The sequence below is a fragment of the Hyphomicrobium sulfonivorans genome (assembly GCF_013306565.1).
In the GTDB taxonomy this organism is placed as follows: domain Bacteria; phylum Pseudomonadota; class Alphaproteobacteria; order Rhizobiales; family Hyphomicrobiaceae; genus Hyphomicrobium_A; species Hyphomicrobium_A sulfonivorans.
Map to the genome: position 1 here is coordinate 86,047 of NZ_PZPO01000002.1, position 21,184 is coordinate 107,230.

Here is a 21,184-nt window from a genome sequence, read left to right on the forward strand (position 1 = left end):
AATGCAAATGAAGTGTTTCCCGCGCGCTACTCGCACGTCAGAGGATATACGTCAGTGTTTTCAGCGGTTTTGCGTTACGGCAATCCGCTCTGTTGCAGCAGTTGAAGCACCGCGCTGCACGGCGCCACGAACGAGTGCCAATCACCCTTCTTCTTCGGATCGACATCATATCGAAAGCGGTTCTGTGGGCCCGCTGCGCCTTTGGCCATGACGCCAACTAGCGATCCATCCTGCGCAAGAACAGGCCCGCCGGAATTGCCCGGCAGCGAGTCCACGCTGGTAGCGATGTAGGCGGATGTCGTGTCGCGAAACTCGGCTTTGCCGACGCCAACAGAAATGCCGTGGCTCCAGCGCTTGATCTGTTGCGACTGCTTAAGCGAGCGCCGCTTGGCGACACCGGGAAAGCCGATCGCATAGACCTCCTGCTCGAACGCGCTGTCACATTGGCCGTTCACGGGCAGAGGTGCGCCGACGCGGCGCTTCGTCGGCATTACAACTCTGATGACGGCGAGATCGTACGCATCGTCGATGCGGACGGCTTTGACGTTGTCGAGACGCTGCGGGCGTGGCGCGAGCGTGATGCCATCCGCTTCAAAGCGTTTGCCGCCGGTGTCTTCGACGAGATAGCGCTTCTGGCCTTTGCAATCCTCAACCGCGTGTCCTGCGGTGATGAAATAGTGTTCGGTGCGTTCGCCCTTCGGAACACGGCGGACCGGGAAGGCAGAGGCGGTGTAACTGCCTTTGGTGCCTTCGCACACGAACGCGTAGACGGAGTTCCATGCGTCGGCCACGGCTGCGGGGCGCTTGTCGGTGAAGAAGCCTTCGCCCGCGTGAGCCGATGACAGGACAAGCATCGGCATGGCGACAGCAAGGATGGTGCTGACGGCAAACTTCGCAGTCCGACGCCGCGTGATGGCGCGGGTGGCTAGTGCCTTGCGGACTGAGTTGGCAGAGGCGGGCGGCATGGGCACTGAGACACTGGGGCGAAGGGTTGTTGCAACGCTGCCTGCGGACCGGGCGGCATGCAAGCGTGGAAATAGCAAAGCCGCTCTGCGGTCAACCCGCAGAACGGCTTTGAGATAACGATCGTACGTGGCCCGGTGATCGTGGGCCCGCGGCAGAGAGAATGCCCGCCACAGGGCGCCGAGATCGTGGGCTCCACATCGGAGCCCGGTTTCCGTTTAGTGGGCCAGCGCCTTGACGATTTCTTCCGTCATCTTCTTTGCGTCGCCCAGCACCATCACGGTGTTGTCGTTGTAGAACAGCGGATTGTCGATGCCGGCATAACCCGAAGCCAGCGAGCGCTTGTTGAACAGGACTGTGCCCGCCTTCCACGCCTGCAGCACCGGCATGCCGTAGATGGGCGAAGTCTTGTCGTTCTCGGCCGCCGGATTGACGACGTCGTTGGCACCGATCACGTAGACGACATCGGCCTGCGGAAACTCCGAGTTGATGTCTTCCAGCTCGAACACCTCGTCATAGGGCACGTTGGCTTCGGCCAGCAGCACGTTCATGTGGCCGGGCATGCGGCCCGCCACCGGATGGATGGCGTACTTGACCTCGACGCCTTCCTTCTTCAGCGCATCGCCCATCTCGCGCAGTGCGTGCTGGGCCTGCGCCACCGCCATGCCGTACCCCGGCACGATGATGACCTTGGAGGCGTTCTTCATCACGTAGGCCGCATCTTCCGCCGAGCCGAGCTTGACGGGCTTCTGCTCGCCGCCGGCTGCCGGGCCGGCCGTCTCGCCACCGAAGCCGCCGAGGATGACGGAGATGAACGAGCGATTCATACCCTTGCACATGATGTACGACAGGATGGCGCCCGACGAGCCGACCAGCGCGCCGGTGATGATGAGTGCGATGTTCGAAAGCGTGAAGCCGATGCCCGCCGCTGCCCAGCCGGAATAGGAGTTGAGCATCGACACCACGACCGGCATGTCAGCGCCGCCGATCGGGATGATGATGAGTACGCCGAACAGCATCGACAGCAGCGTGATGGCCCAGAACAGCGTTGCGTCGCCGCCGGACTGGCAGAACAGATAGATCAGGTACACGATCGCAACGAACAGGCCGAGATTGATGGCGTGGCGTGCGGGCAGGATGATCGGCTTGCCGGACATGCGGCCTGAGAGTTTCGCGAACGCGATGACCGAGCCGGTGAATGTGATGGCGCCGATGGCAACACCCAGCGACATCTCGATGAGGCTGGCGGCGCCGATGGCTCCGCGCGTGCCGATGCCGAAGCTGTCCGGCGCATAGAGTGCTGCGGCAGCGACGAACACGGCGGCAAGACCGACGAGCGAGTGGAACGCGGCGACCAGCTCCGGCATCGCCGTCATGGCGATGCGACGGGCGGTTACGGCGCCGATGCTGCCGCCGACACCCAAACCGCCAAGCAGAAGCAGCCATGTCCACACCGACTGCGGCGCGGCGACGGCAAGCGTCGTGACCATGGCGATGGCCATGCCGGTCATGCCGAAATAGTTGCCCTGACGTGAGGTGGCCGGGCTCGACAATCCACGCAGCGCCAGGATGAACAGCACGCCGGAGACGAGATAAAGCAGAGCGACGAGATTAGGTGTCATTGTGCACTTCCCCCGAGGGCAGGCATTGCGAGTGCGGTCGGGATGGGATTGAGGGCGCGCGTTGCTGGGTTCATCACCGCTTGTCGCCCTTCTTCTTGTACATCGCCAACATGCGCTGCGTGACGAGGAAGCCGCCGAAGATGTTCACGGCGGCCATGATGAGCGCCAGCACGCCAAACGTTTTCGAGGCGACAGTGTCGCCGCCGGTGAGGCCGGAGACAGCGCCGTGCTCAACTGCAACGGCGAGCAGCGCGCCAACCACGATAACTGACGAGATCGCGTTGGTGACGGACATCAGCGGCGTGTGCAGCGCGGGCGTAACGGCCCACACAACGTAGTAGCCGACGAAGATCGCCATCACGAACACCATCAGTTCGTAGACGATGGGGTCGATGGTGCCGCCGATGCCACCCGCCGCGAGCGCGGGCGATGCCAATGCGGTGGTGAGCGTGACAGCGCCGGCCGCCAGAGCGGTGAGACGTCCGAATGTCGATTGCTTGCGACCGTGCATCATGCGGCTCCCTGCAGGCTGGGGTGAACGATCGCGCCGTCGCGGGCGACAAGCGTGCCCTTGATGATCTCGTCGTCCCAGTTGATCGCCAGCTTCTTTTCCTGCTTGTCGAACATGGTCTCGAAGAAGGTGTAGAGGTTCTTGGCGTAGAGGCTGGACGCGTTGATTGCGATCTCGCCCGCAAGATTGAGCGGGCCAAAGATGCGCACGCCGTTGTGGTCGACAATCTCGCCGGGCTTGGTCAGCTCGCAGTTGCCGCCGCGCTCCGCCGCCAGATCGACGATGATCGAGCCGGGCTTCATGCTTTCCACCATGGCGCGCGTGATGAGACGCGGTGCCGGACGCCCAGGAATGAGCGCGGTGGTGATGACGATGTCCTGGCCCTTGATGTGGTTGGCGACCAGTTCCGCCTGCTTGGCCTGATATTCCGCCGACATCGCCTTGGCGTAACCGGCTGCGGTCTGCGCCTGCTTGAACTCGTCGTCCTCGACGGCGATGAACTTGGCGCCGAGCGAGGCGACCTGTTCCTTCGCGGCCGGGCGAACGTCGGTGGCGGACACTTGCGCACCGAGGCGACGCGCAGTAGCGATGGCCTGCAGACCGGCAACGCCCGCGCCCATGATGAAGGCCTTGGCCGCAGGCACAGTGCCAGCCGCCGTCATCATCATCGGCATCGCCTGCTGGAACATCGCGGCGGCGTCGATCACGGCTTTGTAGCCCGCGAGGTTAGCCTGCGAGGACAGCACGTCCATCGACTGCGCACGCGTGATGCGCGGCATGAATTCCATCGAGAACAGTGAGGCCTTGCCGGTAGCCAGCGCCTCCATGCCAGCGCGATCGCCATAGGGATCGAGCATGGCGATGACGAGGGCTTCCGGCTTCAGCGCCGCCACTTCGGCAGCGGATGGCCGGCGCACTTTCAACAGCACGTCGGCATCACGCAGCGCATCGGCAGCGGTGGGTACAATTTCAGCACCCTGGGCTGCCAGCGTCGCATCGGAAAAGCGGGATCGCGCGCCGGCGCCAGCTTCAACCTTCACTTTAGCCCCGAGGGCGACGAGTTTCTTGACCGTCTCCGGTGAAACCGCAACGCGCGGTTCATCCGCAGGCTCGGCGGTAACTGCAATGGTGACCATGCAAGTGTCCGATTCCGTGAGAAAGCGCTGTCGCCGGAACGCGGCGGCTTGCAGGCCGCCGGTCCATGGGGATTTGGCTTCAGCCTAGGTGAGGAAGAGGTACATGCCGACGAGAAGCACAATCAGCGAAACTATCGCGATTTTCGTTAGAAACATGAAGCCCTTGTAGGTGCTCTCCAACTGGGCGTAGTCCATGTTTTCGTTGCCGCCAGAAAGATCGATCGACACTTGCTTGCCCCTCCCTAGGGATTGCTTGATCGTTGAGCTTTCTTCGTTACATCAAGCCAGATGTGCTATCAAGTCGCACGCCGAGTTAGCGTGGTGCTGCATCGGTGCAGGCCGGCACCGTTTTCCGGTCCTGCCCCGTCAGTTGCGGCAGTGCAATAGAACAGCGCAGCCGAACATCTGCAGTGACAGTAACGCAGTGATGACAGCGCGGCAGCCCGGACAAAAGAACATAGGTCTAAGGGCTTAGACTTTGGTCCGGCAGAAAAGCACCTGCATGATGCGCTGCGTGCTCTGTCTGCGGAGTAAGCGTGCTGCGGTCTAAACCTGGCGCACTTTGGCGTGTCTGCGGGCACTTCCCCTGCGATCATTTGCGCAGGGACATGATGTAAGCTGCCAGCGCGTGCATCTCATCCTGAGAGAGGTTGTGGTTCGGCATCATCGGCGGAAACGATGCGAGCCAGCTGACGACGCCGTCGTAGGTTTGCAGCGGCCGATTGGCCACCGCGCTGAAGCCGGGAATGCCCATGGCGCCCTGCTTCTCGCCCTGCCCCGGATTGAGGTGGCACTCGGCACAGAGGGAAATCGCCAGCTCGTGGCCCTTCCGGATCGTGTCGGCGTCTGTCTGGGCATGGGCCGCAGCGGGAAGCACAGCGGCAACGGCGAATACTACACACGCCAGGCGCGTAAAATTGCGCGCGGCGCTTGCCCCGCTGAACCTCGGCCATATCGACATGGTGCATTCCCCCGGATCTCAATCGGCGCAGCATTCTATCGGGTGTGCGCGCGGAATGCGTTGATCAATGTCAGGCGGGTCGGCGTGAGCGCTGGCCTACTCCGGCAGCGGCACACCGGCCAATGCAAACGCTTCGCGCTGGCGGCCGGCGAGCGTGTCGAGATTGAAATCATCGATCATGCCGTTGAACAGCCGATACCAGTTCTGGCGCGCACCCAGGTGCAGGAAGACGCCGCCAAGGCCAATGGCAGCACGATCCATGAAGACGAATTCGCGCGGGATGCGAACCGGTCCTTTCTCCTTCAGGATGCGGTGCACGGTGAAGGCTTCCTGGCGGCCGTATTCGCCGGGCGAGGTGTCCTCAGCGATGGTGCGCTCGCGGTCATCCAGCAACGGGCCGTAGATGAAGCGCGCCCAGATGGTGAGCGCTTCGATCAGCTCGCTTGAGAGGCCCGAAAAGCCCCAGGTCTCATAGGCGCTGACGATGCGGTCGCGGTCGTTGGCAAGCAGGCCGCGGTAAAGGTCGACGACGCCACCGACGAACTGCGGGCGGAATGTGCGAATGCAACCATAGTCGAGCAGGTTGATGCCGCCGGGAGCAGGCAGCGCTGGAGCTGTACTGTCGCCCGATGCCGGTGCTGGTCCTGTTTGATCCGGCGCGGGAAACACCGTGTAATTGCCCAGGTGCGGATCGCCGTGGATGACGCCGTAATGGCTGAACGGAAACCACCAGGCGCGGAACATAGCCTGCGCGATTGCGTTGCGATCCTCCATCGGCGCGATCTTGTAATCGAGCAGCGGTTTGCCATCCAGCCACGTCATAGTCAGCAGCCGCTTGGTCGAAAGCTGCGCGAAGACTTCCGGCACGCGGACGCTTGGATCGTCAGCAAAGATGTGCGCGTAAAGCCGCGTGTGGCTGGCCTCGCGTTCATAGTCGAGTTCTTCACGCAGGCGCGCGGCGATTTCGGCCAGTATGCCGGTGGTTTCAATCGCGGGATTAAAGCGTGCATGGATGGCGAAGATGGCGCGCAGTTGCGTCAGATCAGCTTCGACAGCCGAAGCCATATCCGGATATTGCAGCTTCACCGCCAGAGCACGGCCGTCGTTGTCCGTTGCGCGATGCACCTGTCCAAGCGATGCGGATGCAGCGGCGTTGAGATCGAATGATCGGTAACGCTCAGCCCAGTTCGGCCCCAGCTCCGCCACCATGCGGCGCTTTGCGAACGCTGGCCCCATCGGCGGCGCAGCGGATTGAAGCTGAGAAAGCTGGCGCGCGTATTCGGCGGGCAGCGCCTCGGGGATGGTTGAAAGCAGTTGCGCCACCTTCATCAGCGGGCCTTTGAGCCCACCGAGCGCGGCTGTCAGTTCGGCGGCGCCGCGTGCACCGTCATGCTCGCGGCCGAACAATCGCTCGCCGGCGATGCGTGTTGCAACACCGCCGACGCTGGCGCCGACCTTGAGATAGCGCGACGCGCGCGCTGAAAACCGGTTTTCTTCCTTTGTCATCGCTCCCCGCATATCGGGTTGCGCGGCGCCATCGGCAAGATGCGATCTGCGGCAACAGCGGAGTTCGGCCACAGTCTAAACGGCAACTTGCGTGCCCACTTCAACAACGCGATCTGTCGGGATGCGGAAATACGTGGTGGCGTCCTGCGCGCTGCGCGCCAGCGCTACGAACAGTTTGTCCTGCCACGCCGGCATTTCCGATTTCGGCGTTGTCTTCAGATTGCGCCGCGACAGGAAGAATGATGTCGTTGCGACATCCACGTTGAGATCCTTGCGCCGACACACTTCGAAAATTTTCGGAACGCTCGGCGTTTCCATGAAGCCGTAGCGCGCGACGACACGGATGAAAGTATCGGATACGCGATCGACGGTCAGGCGTTCATAGCGGGGCACGCGCGGCACATCCTCGGTCTTGATAGACAGGATGATGTTGCGCTCGTGCAGAACGCGGTTGTGCTTCAGGTTATGCATCAGCGCGGTGGGTGCCGCTGTCGGATCGGCGGTGAAGAACACGGCTGTTCCCGGCACGCGGTGCGGCGGCTTGGCATCGAGCCTGCGCAGCAGCCACTCCATGTCGGCTTCGTCCTTACGGGTCTGCTTGGCCAGCAGCCGCGAGCCGCGCACCCATGTCCACATGATGGTGGCGATGCATGCCGCCAGCACCAGCGGCAGCCAGCCGCCGTCAAACACCTTCAGCATGTTGGCGGCAAAGAAGAACTGCTCCAGCACCATCAGCGGCAGCAGCAGCGCCAGTGTCTGCCACAGCGGCCATTTCCAATATTGCCACAGCACCAGAATGGCGAGCATCGACGTGATCACCATCGCAGCGGTTACGGCAACGCCATAGGCCGAGGCGAGGTTGGTCGAGGACTGGAACATCACCACCATCAGCAGCACGGCAATCAGCAGCATCCAGTTCACGCGCGGCAAATAGATCTGGCCGGACATAGATTCCGATGTGTGCGTGATGCCGAAGCGCGGCAGCATGCCGAGCTGTATCGCCTGACGTGTCAGCGAGAATGTGCCGGTGATGACGGCCTGTGCCGCAACGACCGTTGCGATAGCCGCCAGCACGACGATGAACGGCAGCGCCCAGTCGGGGTACAGCAGGAAGAATGTGTTGGTCAGCGTTTCGGGATGCGTCAGCACCAGCGCGCCCTGGCCGAAATAGTTCAGCAGCAGGCAGGGCAATACCAGCACGAACCACGCCGCCTGAATAGGCTTGCGGCCGAAGTGTCCGAGATCGGCATAGAGCGTCTCGGCGCCGGTTATGGCGAGGAAAACGAGCCCGAGAACCGTCAGACCCAGAAAGCCGTGGTTGAGCAGGAATTGCACGCCGTACCACGGGTTGAGCGCAAGCAGCACACCCGGATTGGCGACGATATTGATGACACCGCCGAGCGCCAGCGTGAGGAACCAGACGACGGTGATGGGACCAAAGAATGCCGCGACCTTGGAGGTGCCGCGCGATTGCACGGAAAACAACAGTATAAGGATGAGCACAGATAACGGGACGACAAACTTTTCGAACGTCGGCGAGATAAGCGTCAGGCCTTCCATCGCCGACAGCACCGAGATGGCGGGGGTGATGACCGCGTCGCCATAGAAAAACGCGGCGCCGGCAATGCCAAGGCCAACGATAACCGGTGTTGATTTTTTCGCGACGGATTGCCCGAGCGCCATCAGGGCGAACATGCCGCCCTCGCCTTTGTTGTCAGCGCGCAGAAGAATGACGACGTACTTCAGCGTCACAATGAGCAGCAGCGCCCAGGTGATGAGCGACAGCACGCCATAGACAACTTCGTTGCCGGGCAGGCTCGAACCTTTGGCGGCATCGACGGCGACACGGAAGGCGTAAAGCGGGCTGGTTCCGATGTCGCCATAAACGACACCGACTGAACCGACCATCAGCCCCAGAAACTTCTTGTTCGCCATTCCTTCAGGTGAGGCCGGCTCGGCGCCTTTTTGGGCCCCCTGCGAATGTGCCACGTGGCACCCCCGTAGCTGGATTGCAGTGCAGCAATTGGCGCGGGCTTCTAGACCCATCCTGACGCGATGGGAACCCCTTAATTGATATTCTCACCGCGATGCATTGCCTTGACAATGACAGGTGAAACTGAAGCGGAAGCAAAGAAACGGACTGTGGCGCACCGACGAAGAGCCGATGCGCCGCGATTGGTAAGGAATTGGCGAAGGAGCGCCGATCAATTGATCCGGGTGCGGTGTGGGGCTCAGGCCCGCCGCGCCACCCGTCACAAAACGTTGATCAGACGGCCTGCTCCGCAGCTTCCAGTTCGTCGATCATGCCCTCGATGACCTTCAGGCCCTTGTTCCAGAACTCGGGATTGGAGGCGTCGAGCCCGAACGGCGCCAGCAATTCAGAGTGGTGCTTGGAACCGCCCGCCTTGAGCATATCGAAGTACTTGTTGACGAAGTCGGGATGCGCTTCCTCGTAAAGGCCATAGAGCGAGTTCACGAGGCAATCGCCGAACGCGTATGCGTAGACATAGAACGGCGAATGCACGAAGTGCGGGATGTAGGCCCAGAACACTTCGTAGCCAGGCTTCAGTTCGATTGCCGGGCCAAGACTTTTGGACTGCGTCTCGTACCAGATCTGGCCGATCTGATCCGGCGTCAGTTCGCCGTTGCGGCGGGCTTCGTGCAGCTTGCGCTCGAAGGTATAGAACGCGATCTGGCGCACGACCGTGTTGAGCATATCCTCAACCTTGCCGGCAATCATCGCCTTGCGTTCGCGTGCATCCTTCGTTTCCCGCAGCAGCGCCTTGAAGGTCAGCATTTCGCCGAACACCGATGCTGTTTCGGCGAGCGTCAGCGGCGTTGAAGCCAGCAGCGCGCCCTGCGAACGCGCCATCATCTGATGCACGCCGTGGCCCAGTTCGTGCGCAAGCGTCATCACATCGCGCGGCTTGCCCAGATAGTTCAGCAGCACATAGGGATGCACGGACGGAACCGTTGCGGCGGCGAATGCACCGGGCGCCTTGCCGGGGCGTGCCGGGGCGTCGATCCAGTTCTTGTCGAAGAACTCACCCGCAACATCGGCCATCTGCGGTGCGAAGTCGTTATACGCGCCGAGCACGAGACGCTGTGCGTCCTTCCATGCAAACACGCGCTCTGGACGCTCCGGCAGCGGAGCATTGCGATCCCAATGGGACATCCGCTCCATGCCAAGCCACTTGGCTTTCATCGCGTAATAGCGGTGCGACAGACGCGGATATGCAGCACGCACGCTGGAAACCAGCGCGTCGACAACCTCGGCTTCGACCTGGTTGGCGAGATGGCGGCTGTCGGCCACATCCTTGAAGCCGCGCCAGCGATCAGAAATTTCCTTGTCCTTGGAGAGCGTGTTGGTGATCAGCGTGAAGAGGCGAACGTTATCCTTGAACACCTTCGACAGCGCTTCAGCACCGGCCTGACGCTTTTTGCCGTCGGCGTTGGAAAGCAGGTTCAGTGTGCGCTCAAGTGCAAGTGGTTCGCTTTCGCCCTCCACGGGGAAGCGAAGGGCAGCCATCGTTTCGTTGAACAGCCGGTTGAAGGCGCCGCCAGATGTCTGGCTTTTTTCGTGCATCAGCCGCTCCAGCTTTTCATCGAGCTGATAGGGCTTTTCCTTGCGCACGTTGATGATCCACGGGCGATAGTGGGCAAGGCGCTCGTTCTTCAGCGCTGCTTCCAGCGTCGCATCGTCGATCTGGTTCAGTTCCAGCTCGAAGAAGATGATGTTGGTGGAAATTGCGGTCAGCTTTTCAGCGACGTCGCCATAGAATTTCGCGCGTTCCGGATCAGCCTGATTGCCGGCATAGTGCAGGCCCGCAAACGATCCCAGCCGCCCGGTCAATTCGACGAACTGCTCGAACTCCTCGAGCGCGGTAGCCAGCGCGCCGCCATCCTTGGCGATCTCAACCAGCTTGCCGTGATAGGCATCCTTGATGCGCTGGGCCTCCGCGGCGGCAGCGTCGAGGTCGCGCGCAAGCTCCGGCGCGGTTGGCGAAGGATAAAGATCGGCGAGATTCCACTCGGGCATTGCACCCAGTTCGTCGTTCGTGTCGGCGGTAACGGCCTTGGCCACAGCGGTCTCCTGCGCGTTGAATTTAGTCTGAATGTCGATCGCGAGCGTGTTCGCCCGCTATATGTGAGCTGTCGATTAACTGATTTACAGGCCTGTTAAGGCTGTGCAAAGGCACGCTGAACGTGTCGTTTTGAACCCGGCCGAATCAGAAAAGGCTCAACCTGAGCTTCTTCGCAACTCCTTATTTACCCTTGTTGGGCAGTCTTAGCTTCAGTGAGTGAGCCACTGGTGGCCGAGTGTTCGATCCTGACGCAATTCAGGTCAGGCCAGCCAGTTAGGTAGTCCGTTACAGGTTGAGTTCGAGTGCCTCATGGTCAAGAGTTTGCTTATCGTCGATGACGATCCCACCCAACGCCGCATTCTTGAAGAAACGATCAAGCGCCTCGGGTTCGCTACTAAAACTGCCGGCTCGGGCGAGCAAGCCCTGCAGATCCTTGAAGGCCCGGAACGCGGCGACATCAGTCTCGTGCTTCTGGACCTCGTCATGGCCGGCGTGGACGGCATGGCGGTTCTGGAGAAGCTCGGAAGCAATCCGGGCACCCCACCGATCATCGTGCAGACGGCGCATGGTTCCATCGATGCCGCCATCAACGCAATGCGCGCCGGTGCTGTCGATTTCGTCGTGAAGCCGGTGTCGCCGGAGCGACTGGAAGTTTCGATCAAGAGCGCGCTCAAGATCGAGGCCCTGGCCGGCGAGATCACGCGCATCAAGAAGAAGGTTGAAGGCACGCTGACCTTCGCCGATCTGGTGGTGCAGGCTGAAGGTATGGAGCGCGTCGTTGCGCTCGGCAAGCGTGCTGCGGCTTCGAACATCCCGGTGCTTATCGAAGGCGAATCCGGTGTCGGCAAGGAGCTGATCGCCCGCGCCATTCAGGGTGAATCCGAACGTGCCGGAAAACCGTTCGTCGTCGTCAACTGCGGCGCCATTCCGGAGAACCTGATCGAGTCGACGCTGTTCGGCCATGAGAAGGGCGCCTTCACCGGCGCTGTCGACAAGCGGATTGGCAAGTTCCAGGAAGCCGATGGTGGCACGCTGTTCCTCGACGAGGTTGGCGAGCTTCCGCTCGACGCACAGGTGAAACTGCTGCGCGCATTGCAGGAAGGCGAGATCGATCCGGTCGGCGCGAAGAAGTCCGTCAACGTCAACTTCCGGCTCATCTCAGCCACCAATCGCAACATGATCGACATGGTGCGCGAAGGTAAGTTCCGCGAGGATCTCTACTATCGCCTCAACGTGTTCCCGATCTGGGTGCCGCCGCTGCGCGAGCGGCTGGGTGATGTTGCTGAGCTGGCGCGTCACTTCATTGCCCGCTTCGCGGCTGAGGAAGGCAAGCGCATCAGTGGCCTCAGCGAGGATGCACTGCGGCTGATCCGCAGCTATCCATGGCCGGGCAACGTGCGGCAGCTTGAAAACGCCGTGTTCCGTGCGGTGGTTCTGGCCGATGGTCCGGAGCTGACGGTTGCGGAATTCCCGCAGATCGCGGCGCACGTCACGGGCTTTGAAACGGCTGTGCCTGCTGCGCCGGCTCCGGCTCCCAAGCAGCCCGCGTTCAAAGGTCCGGCTGTGCTGGGTGCAGACGATATCATTCCGCAGACGATGGAAATTCGCGGCGGCAATGGTGGTGGTCACGCCAGTGCGCTGGGCATTCCGGTCGTTACCGAGGCTGGCGACATCCGCTCGCTGGATGAGATTGAAGCAGACATGATCCGACTGGCGCTCGGGCGCTATCGCGGACACATGACGGAAGTGGCGAAGCGCCTGAAGATCGGTCGCTCGACGCTCTATCGCAAGATGCAGGAATACGGCCTCGAGCCGCGCGCCTAAACCGCGGAGGCGTGCAGCTCCTGGCTGTGAGACGGCGCCGCGTCACCCGAGGGTGGCGCGGCGTAGTCGTATCTGGAGCAACGAATTATCGTGTGGCGATATTCGTCTGCCGGCTAGCGTTTCGGCAGAACGTTGTAGGCGTGGCCGGTCACAATGCGATGATAAATGTAGCCGATCAGCACGATTGAAACGGCGCCAACGGCGACTGGCATCAGCAGGAACTGCCAGGACGCGGCGGCCAGAACTACAACGATTGGATTGGCGCCTGCGGGTGGGTGCAGCGTGCCGGTAAGAAGCATGCCAGCGATACCGAGGCCAACGCCGACCGCCATGGCTGCCACCGGCGAGGCAATGGACGTGAACGCCAACAGGCCAAGCGTGGCCGTAACCAGATGGCCGCCAACGACATTGCGCGGCTGAGCCAATGGGCTGGCCGGCGCTCCAAACACAAGCGCGCAGCTGGCGCCGAACGGCGCGATGATGAGCGGAAGCGCCGTCAGATCGGCTGCGCCCGCCAGAATGGCGATGGTGATAGTGGCGCCGATGCCGGCCAGAATGGCGTTACGCCAGGGCAATGCCCGCAATGCTTCCAGCCGTGACGGCGCCGCGTATTCTGTTGTTTCGGTCAAACTACCCTCCCTGAAGTGAAAACGGCGCCGGATTTCCATCCGGCGCCGCACAGGTCTTAGTTGACCTTCTTGAACTTGGCAGCTTCTTCCGAGCCGCCCGTCGCGTTGCCGGCGCTGTAGGAGTGAGCACCGACGCCCGCCAGCTTGCCGCCCTGTACGACGAGGTATTCGTCGCGGATCGGCTTGCCAGAGAAGTAGGCTTCCAGAATTTCGCGCGTTCCAGCAGCGTAACGTGCCTGGGCCGAAAGCGAAGTTCCGGAAATGTGCGGGGTCATGCCGTGATGCGGCATGGTGCGCCACGGGTGATCCTGCGGAGCGGGCTGCGGGAACCACACGTCGCCTGCATAACCGGCGAGCTTGCCGCTCTCAAGGGCGCGCACGATCGCATCGCGATCGCAGAGCTTGCCGCGAGCGGTGTTGACGAGATACGTGCCGCGCTTGAAGAACTTCAGCGTCTCGTCATTGATCATGTGCTCGGTTTCAGGGTGAAGCGGGCAGTTGAGCGTGACGATATCGCAAGCCTTGGCCAGGCTCTCGAGGCTGGTGTGGTGCGTAAGGTTCAGCTCCTTCTCAACCGACTCCGGCAGACGGTGACGATCGAGATAGTGCAGGTTGACGTCGAATGGCTTCAGCAGGCGCAGCACGCGCAGACCGATGCGGCCAGCGGCAACCGTACCAACGTGCATGCCTTCGATGTCGTAGGAACGGGCGACGCAATCGGCGATGTTCCAGCCGCCCTTGGTCACCCAGTTGTAGGACGGGATGTAGTTGCGGACCAGCGACAGCATCTGCATCACAACGTGCTCGGCGACGCTGTTCGAGTTGCAGTACGTGACCTCGGCAACGGTGATGCCGCGATCCATGGCAGCCTGCAGGTCGGTGTGATCCGAACCGATGCCGGCGGTGATGATTGCCTTGAGCTTCGGGGCCTTTGCGATGCGCTCAGCCGTCATGTATGCGGGCCAGAACGGCTGCGAAATGACGATTTCGGCGTCGTGCAGTTCCTGGTCGAGCTTCGAGTTGGCGCCGTCCTTGTCGGACGTCACAACCAGCGTGTGGCCGTTCGATTCAAGGTACTTGCGCAGGCCAAGCTCACCGGAAACGCTGCCCAGCAGCTCGCCCGGCGTGAAGTCGATGGCGGAAGGCGTCGGAGCCGTCTGGCCGTCGGGATACTTGGTGATGTTGGGAATGTCGTCGCGAGCGTAGGACTTCGGGTAGCCGTCGACGGGATCATCGTACAGCACCAACACGATCTTCGCCATGGGGGGTATCTCCATCAAGGATTGGCCAAGAGGGAGCGTTTTCGGCAGACGGGGTCTGTCGAGCAGATTGCTCATGCGGGGCGGTGTGCAGGCGGCGAGCAGTTGCCGCTAATGGCCCAGCTTCTAACGCTTCCTCACCGCGATGCTCCGGGCCTTTGCAGCCACTGCTTGCGTCACGGCGAGCGGACTGTGGAAGTGCGAAGCGTACCGATCAAACGAATATGTTGAGACAACTGATCGATGGCATCAATCACGCAGTTGCGAAGTCGATCCGCGTGCGGACATATTCGTTAAGCTCTAATTGGGCCGCACAGTGCAGCAAAGCGCGTGCAAGCGGGGGCAACGGATCACGGTCCGACGTTACAATGCCGATGCTCTGTTCATGGACTGGATCGATGAGATCGATCAGAACCAGATCTTCGCTGCCGGCAAATATATAGCTGAATGTGTGGGGAATTATGCTCGACCAGCCGCCGCTGCAGACATGCGAGCAAACGCTGAGAAATGAGTTTGTCGTGACAGTGGGGGTGAGCTTCAGGCCGATCGATCGGGCAAGGTTGTTCAACACGCGCCGGTTCTGCATCGTTTCATTCAACAGGCAGAGATTTTCCATCGCGGCGTGACGCCAGGTGATCTTCGACGCTTTGCCCCATTTCGCCGTGCGTGGCGTAACGAACACATATTTCTCGCTGTAGAGCGGCACCTTGCGCACATTCATCAGCGGTTCGTTGTCGAGATAGGTGATGCCGGCATCGAGCTCGAACTTGTCGAGACCGCGCTGGATCTCGGCTGAGGTGATGGATTGGATGTCGACGGTCACGTGCGCATGCTTGGCGCAGAATGGTTCGGTAAGTCGTGCAATCTGAGGCATCGCGGCTGGCACCACACCGAGCCGCAGAGTGCCCTTCAGGCCGCTGCGGAAGCCTTCCATATCCTGACGCAGGCTTTGATAGTCGGCGATGATCTGCGCTGCCCATTCGACCACACGCTCGCCCTCTGGGGTGAAGCCCATGAAGCGTGGCTCGCGGATCACGAGCCGCATATCCAGCTCGCGTTCAAGCGCCTTGAGGCCGGCTGAAAGCGTTGACTGCGTGACGCTGCAGACCTCCGCAGCCCTGCCGAAGTGCTTCTCGCGCCCGAGCGCGACGAGATACGTCATCTGGCGAATGAACATGCTAGCCCCTTCTCCGTGAACCGCTATATCGCTATGGATATAACGCATCGCGCGCCAACGGCAAATGAGGCGACGATGATGGGTTCGTTCGAACGCAGTTGCAGGCTTAAGTGCCTTTGTCGAAATGCGTTCTAATTTAAATTGGATCTAACAACGCATTATTTATGTTTACCAGTTCTTGATTCAAACATCCAGCAAAGTCGGCGTTTTCACCATTTTGGAATCAAATTGAACTGCGTTGAAAATGAATAGTCCCAGCAGTGGGTTAACTCGTTTCCATGTTGTCACGCTGCTGCCACGTTTCAGCCGTGCTAGGCCCCAATTACGTAATTAGAGAAGCACTCACTTGAAATTAAGGGTTTTCGATTAACCCTTAGGGATCGTGAATGCTGGTCGCATGGCGGGATGGCGAGGGCGCAAGGCGCCTCAATTCGAGCATCCTTTGGCCGGTTGGAACACGAGGTGGCACTTTGGTATCGCGTAGGAACGCTATCCTCGGCGGATTCACCGCCGCTGTACTGCTGGGCCTGAGCGCAGGTCCGCCCGACGTCGTCGCAGCCTTTGGCTCGACGCGAACGATTTCGCTGTATCACATCCACACCAAGGAAAATATCTCCGTCACCTACAAGCGTAATGGCAAGTGGGATGAAGCCGCGCTCAAGCAGCTCAACTGGTTCCTGCGCGACTGGCGCGTCGACAAGGCGACGGAAATCGATCGTAACACCATCGATATCCTGTGGGAGATGCATACCGAGCTCGGCAGCCGCAAGCCGATCCACATCATCAGCGCCTATCGCTCACCCCATACCAACGAGATGCTGCGCAAAACCCGCGGCGGGCAGGCGAAGAAAAGCCGCCACATGACGGGACAGGCGATCGACGCGACATTCCCCGATGTTTCGCTGAAGAGGATGCGCTACTCAGCCATCATTCGCGAGCGCGGTGGCGTTGGCTATTATCCGACATCAGGCATTCCGTTCGTGCATGTCGATACCGGTCCGGTGCGCGCATGGCCGCGGCTGGCCCGCAACGAACTGGCACTGCTGTTCCCGAACGGACATTCAAAGCACCGGCCATCATCCGGTGGCGAGCTGACGCCTGGCGATGTTCGCAAGGCGCGCCAGAACAAGGATCTCGTCCAGCAGATCGCGGCATTCCATGAGCAGCGCAAGAATCCGCAGCCGGTCACTATTGTAGCGGAAGCGCAGACCTTACCGCCGATCGAGCTTGCGCCGGCGCCCGCACCTGCGGAAGCCTCGCGTCCATCGCTGAGCATTCCTCCAGCGCCGATCGCGCGTCAGCAGCTGGCGTCCATCGGGATGCCGGCTCTGGTGCCTCCTGCACCGACGCTTGCAAAGCGTCCCATCGCAGCGGTTCCGCCACCGTCGGATGTCGATCGCGGACGCCTGAACCATCTGGTGACGCTCGCTTCGCTTGGCCCCTCGGAAGTGATGATCCGCACGAACGAAGCGTCAGCGGCTGATCGGCGACAGCTTGAGGCGCTGGTGCGCAGAGCTGCATTTGTTGCGCCCGATGCGCCAATGTCGGCAGCCATGGTAGAGCCGCCGGCGAAGTCGATGCAAACGGCGGCGTTGAGCCTGCCGCATGGCGATAACCACAATCACAGTTCCGGGCACGGGCACGTACAGCCGGGGCCGATTAAGCTGGAGCCGGGGCTGCCGCTAAGGCCGGGCACCGCGCATGATGCCGGGGCCAACGAAAATGGCCGCTGGGCTTCAGCGCCCGAGTTCGATGACGACCACCCTGAAGAGCTTTCCTATCGTCCGTTTCCGGTCGCGCCGTTCCTGACGCAATCGGCCTCCGCCGATGACGAGGTGTTCCTCAAGCTCGTGCACCCGGATCTGCATCGGACACTTGATCTGCTCGATGACAAGCCGATCGTTCTGCCCATGCGTCTGCGTCCCGGCGATCAGATCGGCGAGGTGTTGTGGGCGCAGCAGTTTAAGGGCAGTGCGGTGGATTTCTCCGCCCATGAACAACAGGCGCCCGGTACGCAGGCGGGTGCGCAAGTGGCAGGGGCGGGCATGACATCCCGCTCGGTCAGGACTTCTGCGCGTTAGTGCTGACCGAGCTTTCCAGTGCCGCGCTGTCCTGTGCGGTCTCGGTTTGAACCGGCGGCGTGCAAGCCTTCGACCATGCAAGCTTGATAAGGCGGCCCAGTTCGCGGAAGTCGTCGGCGCGGGGCGAGGTTGCGCGCCATGCGAGACCAACCGTGCGCAACGGCTGCGGCTCCACAAAACGGGTGATGCCGATGTCCCGTCCGCGCGCTTCCACGTTCAGGCACATCTCCGGCAGCAGGGTGATGCCGTAACCGGCGGCCACCATCTCGACGATGGTTGAAAGGCTGGAAACGCCGAACGTGTTGACGGCAGATGATTGCTGCAGGCTGCAATAAGTGAGCGCCTGCTCCCGCAAGCAATGTCCTTCCTCAAGCAGCAGCAGGCGTTCGTGCTCGATCAGATCCTTCGTCGCGCGCACGCGGCTTGCGAGCTTCTTGGATTTCGGCAGCGCCAGCAGGAAGTGGTCATCAAACAGAGGCATCGTCTCGATGTCCGCCTGTGTGATCGGCAGGGCTAGCAGCACGACATCCAGCTTGCCCTCGGTCAGCTCCTGCATCAGCAGCAACGTCTGCGTTTCGCGGACATGCAATTCAAGCGTGGGGTAGCCTTCCCGCAGCAGAGGCAGTAACGGCGGCAGCATGTAGGGTGCGATCGACGGAATGACGCCGAGCCGCAGCGAGCCTGCAAGCACTTTGTTGGCGTGCAGGGCGAAGTCGATCATCTCGTTGACGTCACACAGGATGCGGGCGGCTCTGGCGGCGATTTCGCGGCCCTTGTCGGAAAGCAGCACGCCGGAGCGCGTCCGTTCGACCAGTACAAGGCCGAGCTGCTGCTCCAGCTCGGTGATTTGCATCGACAGGGCTGGCTGCGTGATTGAGCACGCTTCCGCGGCGCGCCCGAAGTGTTGTTCGCGAGCGAGCGCGTCAAAGTAGCGTAGCTGTTTCAGTGTAACGTGTGGTCGCATAAGAAATACTGATCCAAACCAGCATAACATCCGATTGGATCTTATGGTGCCACCTGCCTACACCATCTGCAACGACGATGTGGCCGCTGGTATTCACGGCTTCGTCATTCTGATCGGCAGGGTAAGGGAAACCACGCCCTCTAGCCGTGGGCGCCTCGGCCGAGCGCCGAATTTGGCCGGGGCGCTCTTTATCTTCCCGTCATCTCCCGCCGCTTCGGTTTTCTCATCGTCTCGGAGCCCGGCGTTCGGAAGAACGCGCGTCGCAGTCATGCGCGCTCCTGATCGCCAGCGGGACAGCGTCAACCCAAGATGCTTCAGCGCATAGTTTCGCGCGCGCTGAACCAGCAGGGCCCATCCGCGGCGCCTATCGCTTGATTGATGCCTCTGCATCTGCCGTCACGATATTGCCATTTGATTGTCGCGCTTCCGACGAACGATCAAGGCATCGTATCCGAACTTGTGATGATAGCTGCATCGGGGGAAGAGATGCTGCCGGATATGATCGCAAGCATCATCCTGGTGGGGATGATGCTCGTTCCAATTCTCAATATCTTTGTTGGGGTAATCGTAGGCGCCGGCATTGCCGGGGTCTCCGGAGCCGCACTCGGACTGCTTGTTGCGCTGCTGATCATGGCTGCGGAACACATTGCGGTGTCGGGTGTGTACACCACTGCGTTTTTGGTCCGTCCGCTTAAGCGGGCCAACGCAATTCTAATCGCTCAGCCGCAGCCGTTTTCGGTTAGGCGCAATGCGGTTGTGCTGCGAAATGCGTCGCGCAATCGTGCTGTGCCGAGGTTTGCGCGCAGGTTGAGAAATGAGCAGGCTCCAGCCCACGCTCTTTCAGGAATGGTCGGTGTAAGGCCGTCCGCGAAATCACCGTTGTCGATCTCGTACTGAGCTCGAACTCGGTTTGAATCATGAACAGGGCGGAGGCAGCGCTTTGATGTCGCTTCTTCCGCCCTGTTTGCATTTTCAACCAAGCGTTAACCCCGTTCCCAAGAAACTGGCGCCATCTCGGATCGCATTCTTGGGGAACGGATGCAGCCAGTTCTATCTGGAAAACGCGCTGCACTGCGCGACCTGCCGCCATCGATTATTTTCAGTGACATTGATACGCAGCCCATACATCGGGTGGCCGTCGATGCGCTACGTCCCACACAAATGGCGGTCGGGATGCGGGCGGTTGAAGCCAAGCGTGAAAAGCTGGCGCGCCTGACCAGGCGGCCTCGGAAGCTGACGCACTATTTGCAGCGCCGAGCCATTCCCGCCGTGTTGGGCCCCGGCGAAGAGCTTTACATCATCGATCACCACCACCTCAGTCTGGCGCTGTTCCAGAGCGGCGTGCCCGATACATTCGTGCGTGTGGTTGCGGATTTTTCAAACCGTCGGCGGCTGGCGTTTCTGCGCGCGATGCAGGCGCACGGCTGGTTGCGGTCGTGTGACGGCGAAGGGCGCACGATATCGCCTGTGCTGCTACCCGCTACGGTGGGGCACTTGCAGGCAGATCATTATCGCGATCTTGCGTGGTCGGTGAGAGAGGCGGGCGGTTTCAGGAAGTCGCCGATCCCGTTCAGCGAATTCGTTTGGGCGGATTTCTTCCGCGAGCACATACCAGCTGAGCTGGTGCAGCAGGATTTCCTCTCAGCGCACAGAAGCGCCATGCGCATCGCACGGTCGCGCTCGGCTTCTCATTTGCCAGGCTGCAAGCGCGGCAAGTCCTTAAGCGACTAACGCAAACGGCGACCGTTCTGAGAACGGCCGCCGTCATTTGCTCTGCGTGTGTCAGTTGCAATGTCGCTTGGGAAGCGATTGCGGCTCAGCCGCCGGCTTGCTCGTCGCAAAACCGCTGAAGAAGGCCAGGATCGGTAATCACGATCTTGTCCCGGCGCGTGGTCTGGATGGCGCCGCTCTGCTTGAGAGCCTTGATGGCGCGGCATACGGTTTCGATAGCGAGGCCGAGGTAGCTGGCCATATCTGCCTGGGGCAGCGCCACGCGTTCGTGCGGGACCTTGTCGGTAATGCTCGGCAGCGACAGCACCAGCTTGGCTACGGAAGCCGTGGCGGAGGTGCGCATGCGCGTGCGGCTCTCTTCCTGCAGCTTCTCCAGCTTGCGGGTCAGAGCCCAGCCAATGCGTCTTTGCAACTGAGGTGAATTCTCGATGGCGCTGCGGCCAATGCTGGCGAGTGTCGATCGCGTCAAGGCTTCTGCCTTGCAGCCGTAGTGCGGTCCCGAAACCATGCCCAGCACGGCGCCCGGACCGGCAACCTCGATCACTTCTCTCTGCCCGGCAGCGTTGAGGCGCGTGACGACAACCGCGCCGGAAATGACCTGGAAGATGACGTCGTTGATCTGGTCGGCATCAAAGATCGTCTGGCCTTTAGAATAGATCACGCTGGTGATCTTGTCGGCGTAGCTATCCAGTCGGGGTGTGTCGGAAGGCACTGAAGCGGGCGCGCTCATTGCTT

Annotated in this window: 18 protein-coding genes; 4 read left to right on the forward strand and 14 right to left on the reverse strand. The window is 61.1% G+C overall.

Going from position 1 to position 21,184, the window contains the following annotated elements:
- Positions 1-74: 74 nt before the first annotated feature.
- The 9 genes from C6Y62_RS05555 to C6Y62_RS05595 form a co-directional block, all read right to left on the reverse strand.
- Positions 75-965 (reverse strand): S1 family peptidase, encoded by an 891-nt coding sequence (locus tag C6Y62_RS05555; RefSeq protein ID WP_173953139.1) that lies wholly within the window; start codon positions 963-965, stop codon positions 75-77.
- 216 nt (positions 966-1,181) lie between these two features.
- Positions 1,182-2,585 carry an NAD(P)(+) transhydrogenase (Re/Si-specific) subunit beta gene (locus C6Y62_RS05560; RefSeq protein ID WP_068461890.1) on the reverse strand — a complete coding sequence of 468 codons (1,404 nt, stop codon included), beginning with the start codon at positions 2,583-2,585 and terminating at the stop codon, positions 1,182-1,184.
- Between the two features lie 73 nt (positions 2,586-2,658).
- Positions 2,659-3,099 (reverse strand): proton-translocating transhydrogenase family protein, encoded by a 441-nt coding sequence (locus C6Y62_RS05565; RefSeq protein WP_173953140.1) that lies wholly within the window; start codon positions 3,097-3,099, stop codon positions 2,659-2,661.
- Positions 3,096-4,232 carry a Re/Si-specific NAD(P)(+) transhydrogenase subunit alpha gene (locus tag C6Y62_RS05570; RefSeq protein WP_173953141.1) on the reverse strand — a complete coding sequence of 379 codons (1,137 nt, stop codon included), beginning with the start codon at positions 4,230-4,232 and terminating at the stop codon, positions 3,096-3,098. The genes C6Y62_RS05565 and C6Y62_RS05570 overlap by 4 nt, the downstream gene beginning before the upstream one ends.
- A gap of 84 nt (positions 4,233-4,316) precedes the next feature.
- Positions 4,317-4,460 carry an aa3-type cytochrome c oxidase subunit IV gene (locus C6Y62_RS05575; RefSeq protein WP_083509657.1) on the reverse strand — a complete coding sequence of 48 codons (144 nt, stop codon included), beginning with the start codon at positions 4,458-4,460 and terminating at the stop codon, positions 4,317-4,319.
- A 364-nt stretch (positions 4,461-4,824) separates the two neighbouring features.
- Positions 4,825-5,193 carry a c-type cytochrome gene (locus C6Y62_RS05580; protein WP_173953142.1) on the reverse strand — a complete coding sequence of 123 codons (369 nt, stop codon included), beginning with the start codon at positions 5,191-5,193 and terminating at the stop codon, positions 4,825-4,827.
- Between the two features lie 96 nt (positions 5,194-5,289).
- Positions 5,290-6,699, reverse strand: coding sequence for an ABC1 kinase family protein (locus tag C6Y62_RS05585; protein ID WP_246274398.1), 1,410 nt, complete (start codon positions 6,697-6,699; stop codon positions 5,290-5,292).
- A gap of 75 nt (positions 6,700-6,774) precedes the next feature.
- On the reverse strand, positions 6,775-8,634 hold the full coding sequence (locus C6Y62_RS05590; RefSeq protein ID WP_173953144.1) for a potassium transporter Kup: 1,860 nt from the start codon (positions 8,632-8,634) through the stop codon (positions 6,775-6,777).
- 331 nt (positions 8,635-8,965) lie between these two features.
- Positions 8,966-10,816, reverse strand: coding sequence for a M3 family oligoendopeptidase (locus tag C6Y62_RS05595; RefSeq protein WP_420844148.1), 1,851 nt, complete (start codon positions 10,814-10,816; stop codon positions 8,966-8,968).
- Between the two features lie 277 nt (positions 10,817-11,093).
- On the opposite strand from C6Y62_RS05595, the gene C6Y62_RS05600 reads away from it, so the two are divergent.
- Positions 11,094-12,608, forward strand: coding sequence for a sigma-54-dependent transcriptional regulator (locus tag C6Y62_RS05600; protein ID WP_173953145.1), 1,515 nt, complete (start codon positions 11,094-11,096; stop codon positions 12,606-12,608).
- A gap of 113 nt (positions 12,609-12,721) precedes the next feature.
- Here the strand turns inward: C6Y62_RS05600 and C6Y62_RS05605 are convergent, their stop codons facing one another.
- From C6Y62_RS05605 to C6Y62_RS05615, 3 genes are all read right to left on the reverse strand, one after another.
- Positions 12,722-13,237 (reverse strand): HPP family protein, encoded by a 516-nt coding sequence (locus C6Y62_RS05605; protein ID WP_246274399.1) that lies wholly within the window; start codon positions 13,235-13,237, stop codon positions 12,722-12,724.
- A 56-nt stretch (positions 13,238-13,293) separates the two neighbouring features.
- Entirely contained in the window at positions 13,294-14,499 is a 1,206-nt protein-coding gene (locus C6Y62_RS05610; RefSeq protein ID WP_068461873.1) for an NAD-dependent formate dehydrogenase, read from the reverse strand.
- Positions 14,500-14,749: 250 nt separating this feature from the next.
- Complete coding sequence (locus C6Y62_RS05615; RefSeq protein WP_173953147.1) at positions 14,750-15,673, reverse strand: LysR family transcriptional regulator; 924 nt, start codon at positions 15,671-15,673, stop codon at positions 14,750-14,752.
- A gap of 386 nt (positions 15,674-16,059) precedes the next feature.
- Here C6Y62_RS05615 and C6Y62_RS05620 point away from each other — a divergent pair, with 386 nt between their 5' ends.
- Positions 16,060-17,754, forward strand: a complete 1,695-nt coding sequence (locus C6Y62_RS05620; protein WP_173953148.1) for a peptidoglycan L,D-endopeptidase MepK — start codon at positions 16,060-16,062, stop codon at positions 17,752-17,754.
- Here the strand turns inward: C6Y62_RS05620 and C6Y62_RS05625 are convergent.
- A complete protein-coding gene (locus C6Y62_RS05625) occupies positions 17,735-18,718 on the reverse strand; it encodes a hydrogen peroxide-inducible genes activator (RefSeq protein WP_173953149.1) in 984 nt (327 codons plus the stop codon). The genes C6Y62_RS05620 and C6Y62_RS05625 overlap by 20 nt on opposite strands.
- A 411-nt stretch (positions 18,719-19,129) precedes the next feature.
- On the opposite strand from C6Y62_RS05625, the gene C6Y62_RS05630 reads away from it, so the two are divergent.
- Both C6Y62_RS05630 and C6Y62_RS05635 read left to right on the forward strand, forming a co-directional pair.
- Complete coding sequence (locus C6Y62_RS05630) at positions 19,130-19,615, forward strand: hypothetical protein (RefSeq protein ID WP_173953150.1); 486 nt, start codon at positions 19,130-19,132, stop codon at positions 19,613-19,615.
- 141 nt (positions 19,616-19,756) lie between these two features.
- Positions 19,757-20,449, forward strand: coding sequence for a ParB-like protein (locus C6Y62_RS05635; protein WP_173953151.1), 693 nt, complete (start codon positions 19,757-19,759; stop codon positions 20,447-20,449).
- An 85-nt stretch (positions 20,450-20,534) separates the two neighbouring features.
- Here the strand turns inward: C6Y62_RS05635 and C6Y62_RS05640 are convergent, their stop codons facing one another.
- Positions 20,535-21,179: a Crp/Fnr family transcriptional regulator gene (locus C6Y62_RS05640; protein ID WP_068461862.1), complete on the reverse strand. Its 645-nt coding sequence runs from the start codon at positions 21,177-21,179 to the stop codon at positions 20,535-20,537.
- Positions 21,180-21,184: the final 5 nt, after the last annotated feature.

What these genes read in the sequence shown, in the direction of transcription:
- C6Y62_RS05555 (WP_173953139.1), bottom strand. Translation starts at nt 965, where the DNA reads ATGCCGCCCGCCTCTGCCAACTCAGTCCGCAAGGCACTAGCCACCCGC.
- C6Y62_RS05560 (WP_068461890.1), bottom strand. Translation starts at nt 2,585, where the DNA reads ATGACACCTAATCTCGTCGCTCTGCTTTATCTCGTCTCCGGCGTGCTG.
- C6Y62_RS05565 (WP_173953140.1), bottom strand. Translation starts at nt 3,099, where the DNA reads ATGATGCACGGTCGCAAGCAATCGACATTCGGACGTCTCACCGCTCTG.
- C6Y62_RS05570 (WP_173953141.1), bottom strand. Translation starts at nt 4,232, where the DNA reads ATGGTCACCATTGCAGTTACCGCCGAGCCTGCGGATGAACCGCGCGTT.
- C6Y62_RS05580 (WP_173953142.1), bottom strand. Translation starts at nt 5,193, where the DNA reads ATGTCGATATGGCCGAGGTTCAGCGGGGCAAGCGCCGCGCGCAATTTT.
- C6Y62_RS05585 (WP_246274398.1), bottom strand. Translation starts at nt 6,699, where the DNA reads ATGACAAAGGAAGAAAACCGGTTTTCAGCGCGCGCGTCGCGCTATCTC.
- C6Y62_RS05590 (WP_173953144.1), bottom strand. Translation starts at nt 8,634, where the DNA reads ATGGCGAACAAGAAGTTTCTGGGGCTGATGGTCGGTTCAGTCGGTGTC.
- C6Y62_RS05600 (WP_173953145.1), top strand. Translation starts at nt 11,094, where the DNA reads ATGGTCAAGAGTTTGCTTATCGTCGATGACGATCCCACCCAACGCCGC.
- C6Y62_RS05610 (WP_068461873.1), bottom strand. Translation starts at nt 14,499, where the DNA reads ATGGCGAAGATCGTGTTGGTGCTGTACGATGATCCCGTCGACGGCTAC.
- C6Y62_RS05615 (WP_173953147.1), bottom strand. Translation starts at nt 15,673, where the DNA reads ATGTTCATTCGCCAGATGACGTATCTCGTCGCGCTCGGGCGCGAGAAG.
- C6Y62_RS05620 (WP_173953148.1), top strand. Translation starts at nt 16,060, where the DNA reads ATGCTGGTCGCATGGCGGGATGGCGAGGGCGCAAGGCGCCTCAATTCG.
- C6Y62_RS05625 (WP_173953149.1), bottom strand. Translation starts at nt 18,718, where the DNA reads ATGCGACCACACGTTACACTGAAACAGCTACGCTACTTTGACGCGCTC.
- C6Y62_RS05635 (WP_173953151.1), top strand. Translation starts at nt 19,757, where the DNA reads ATGCAGCCAGTTCTATCTGGAAAACGCGCTGCACTGCGCGACCTGCCG.
- C6Y62_RS05640 (WP_068461862.1), bottom strand. Translation starts at nt 21,179, where the DNA reads ATGAGCGCGCCCGCTTCAGTGCCTTCCGACACACCCCGACTGGATAGC.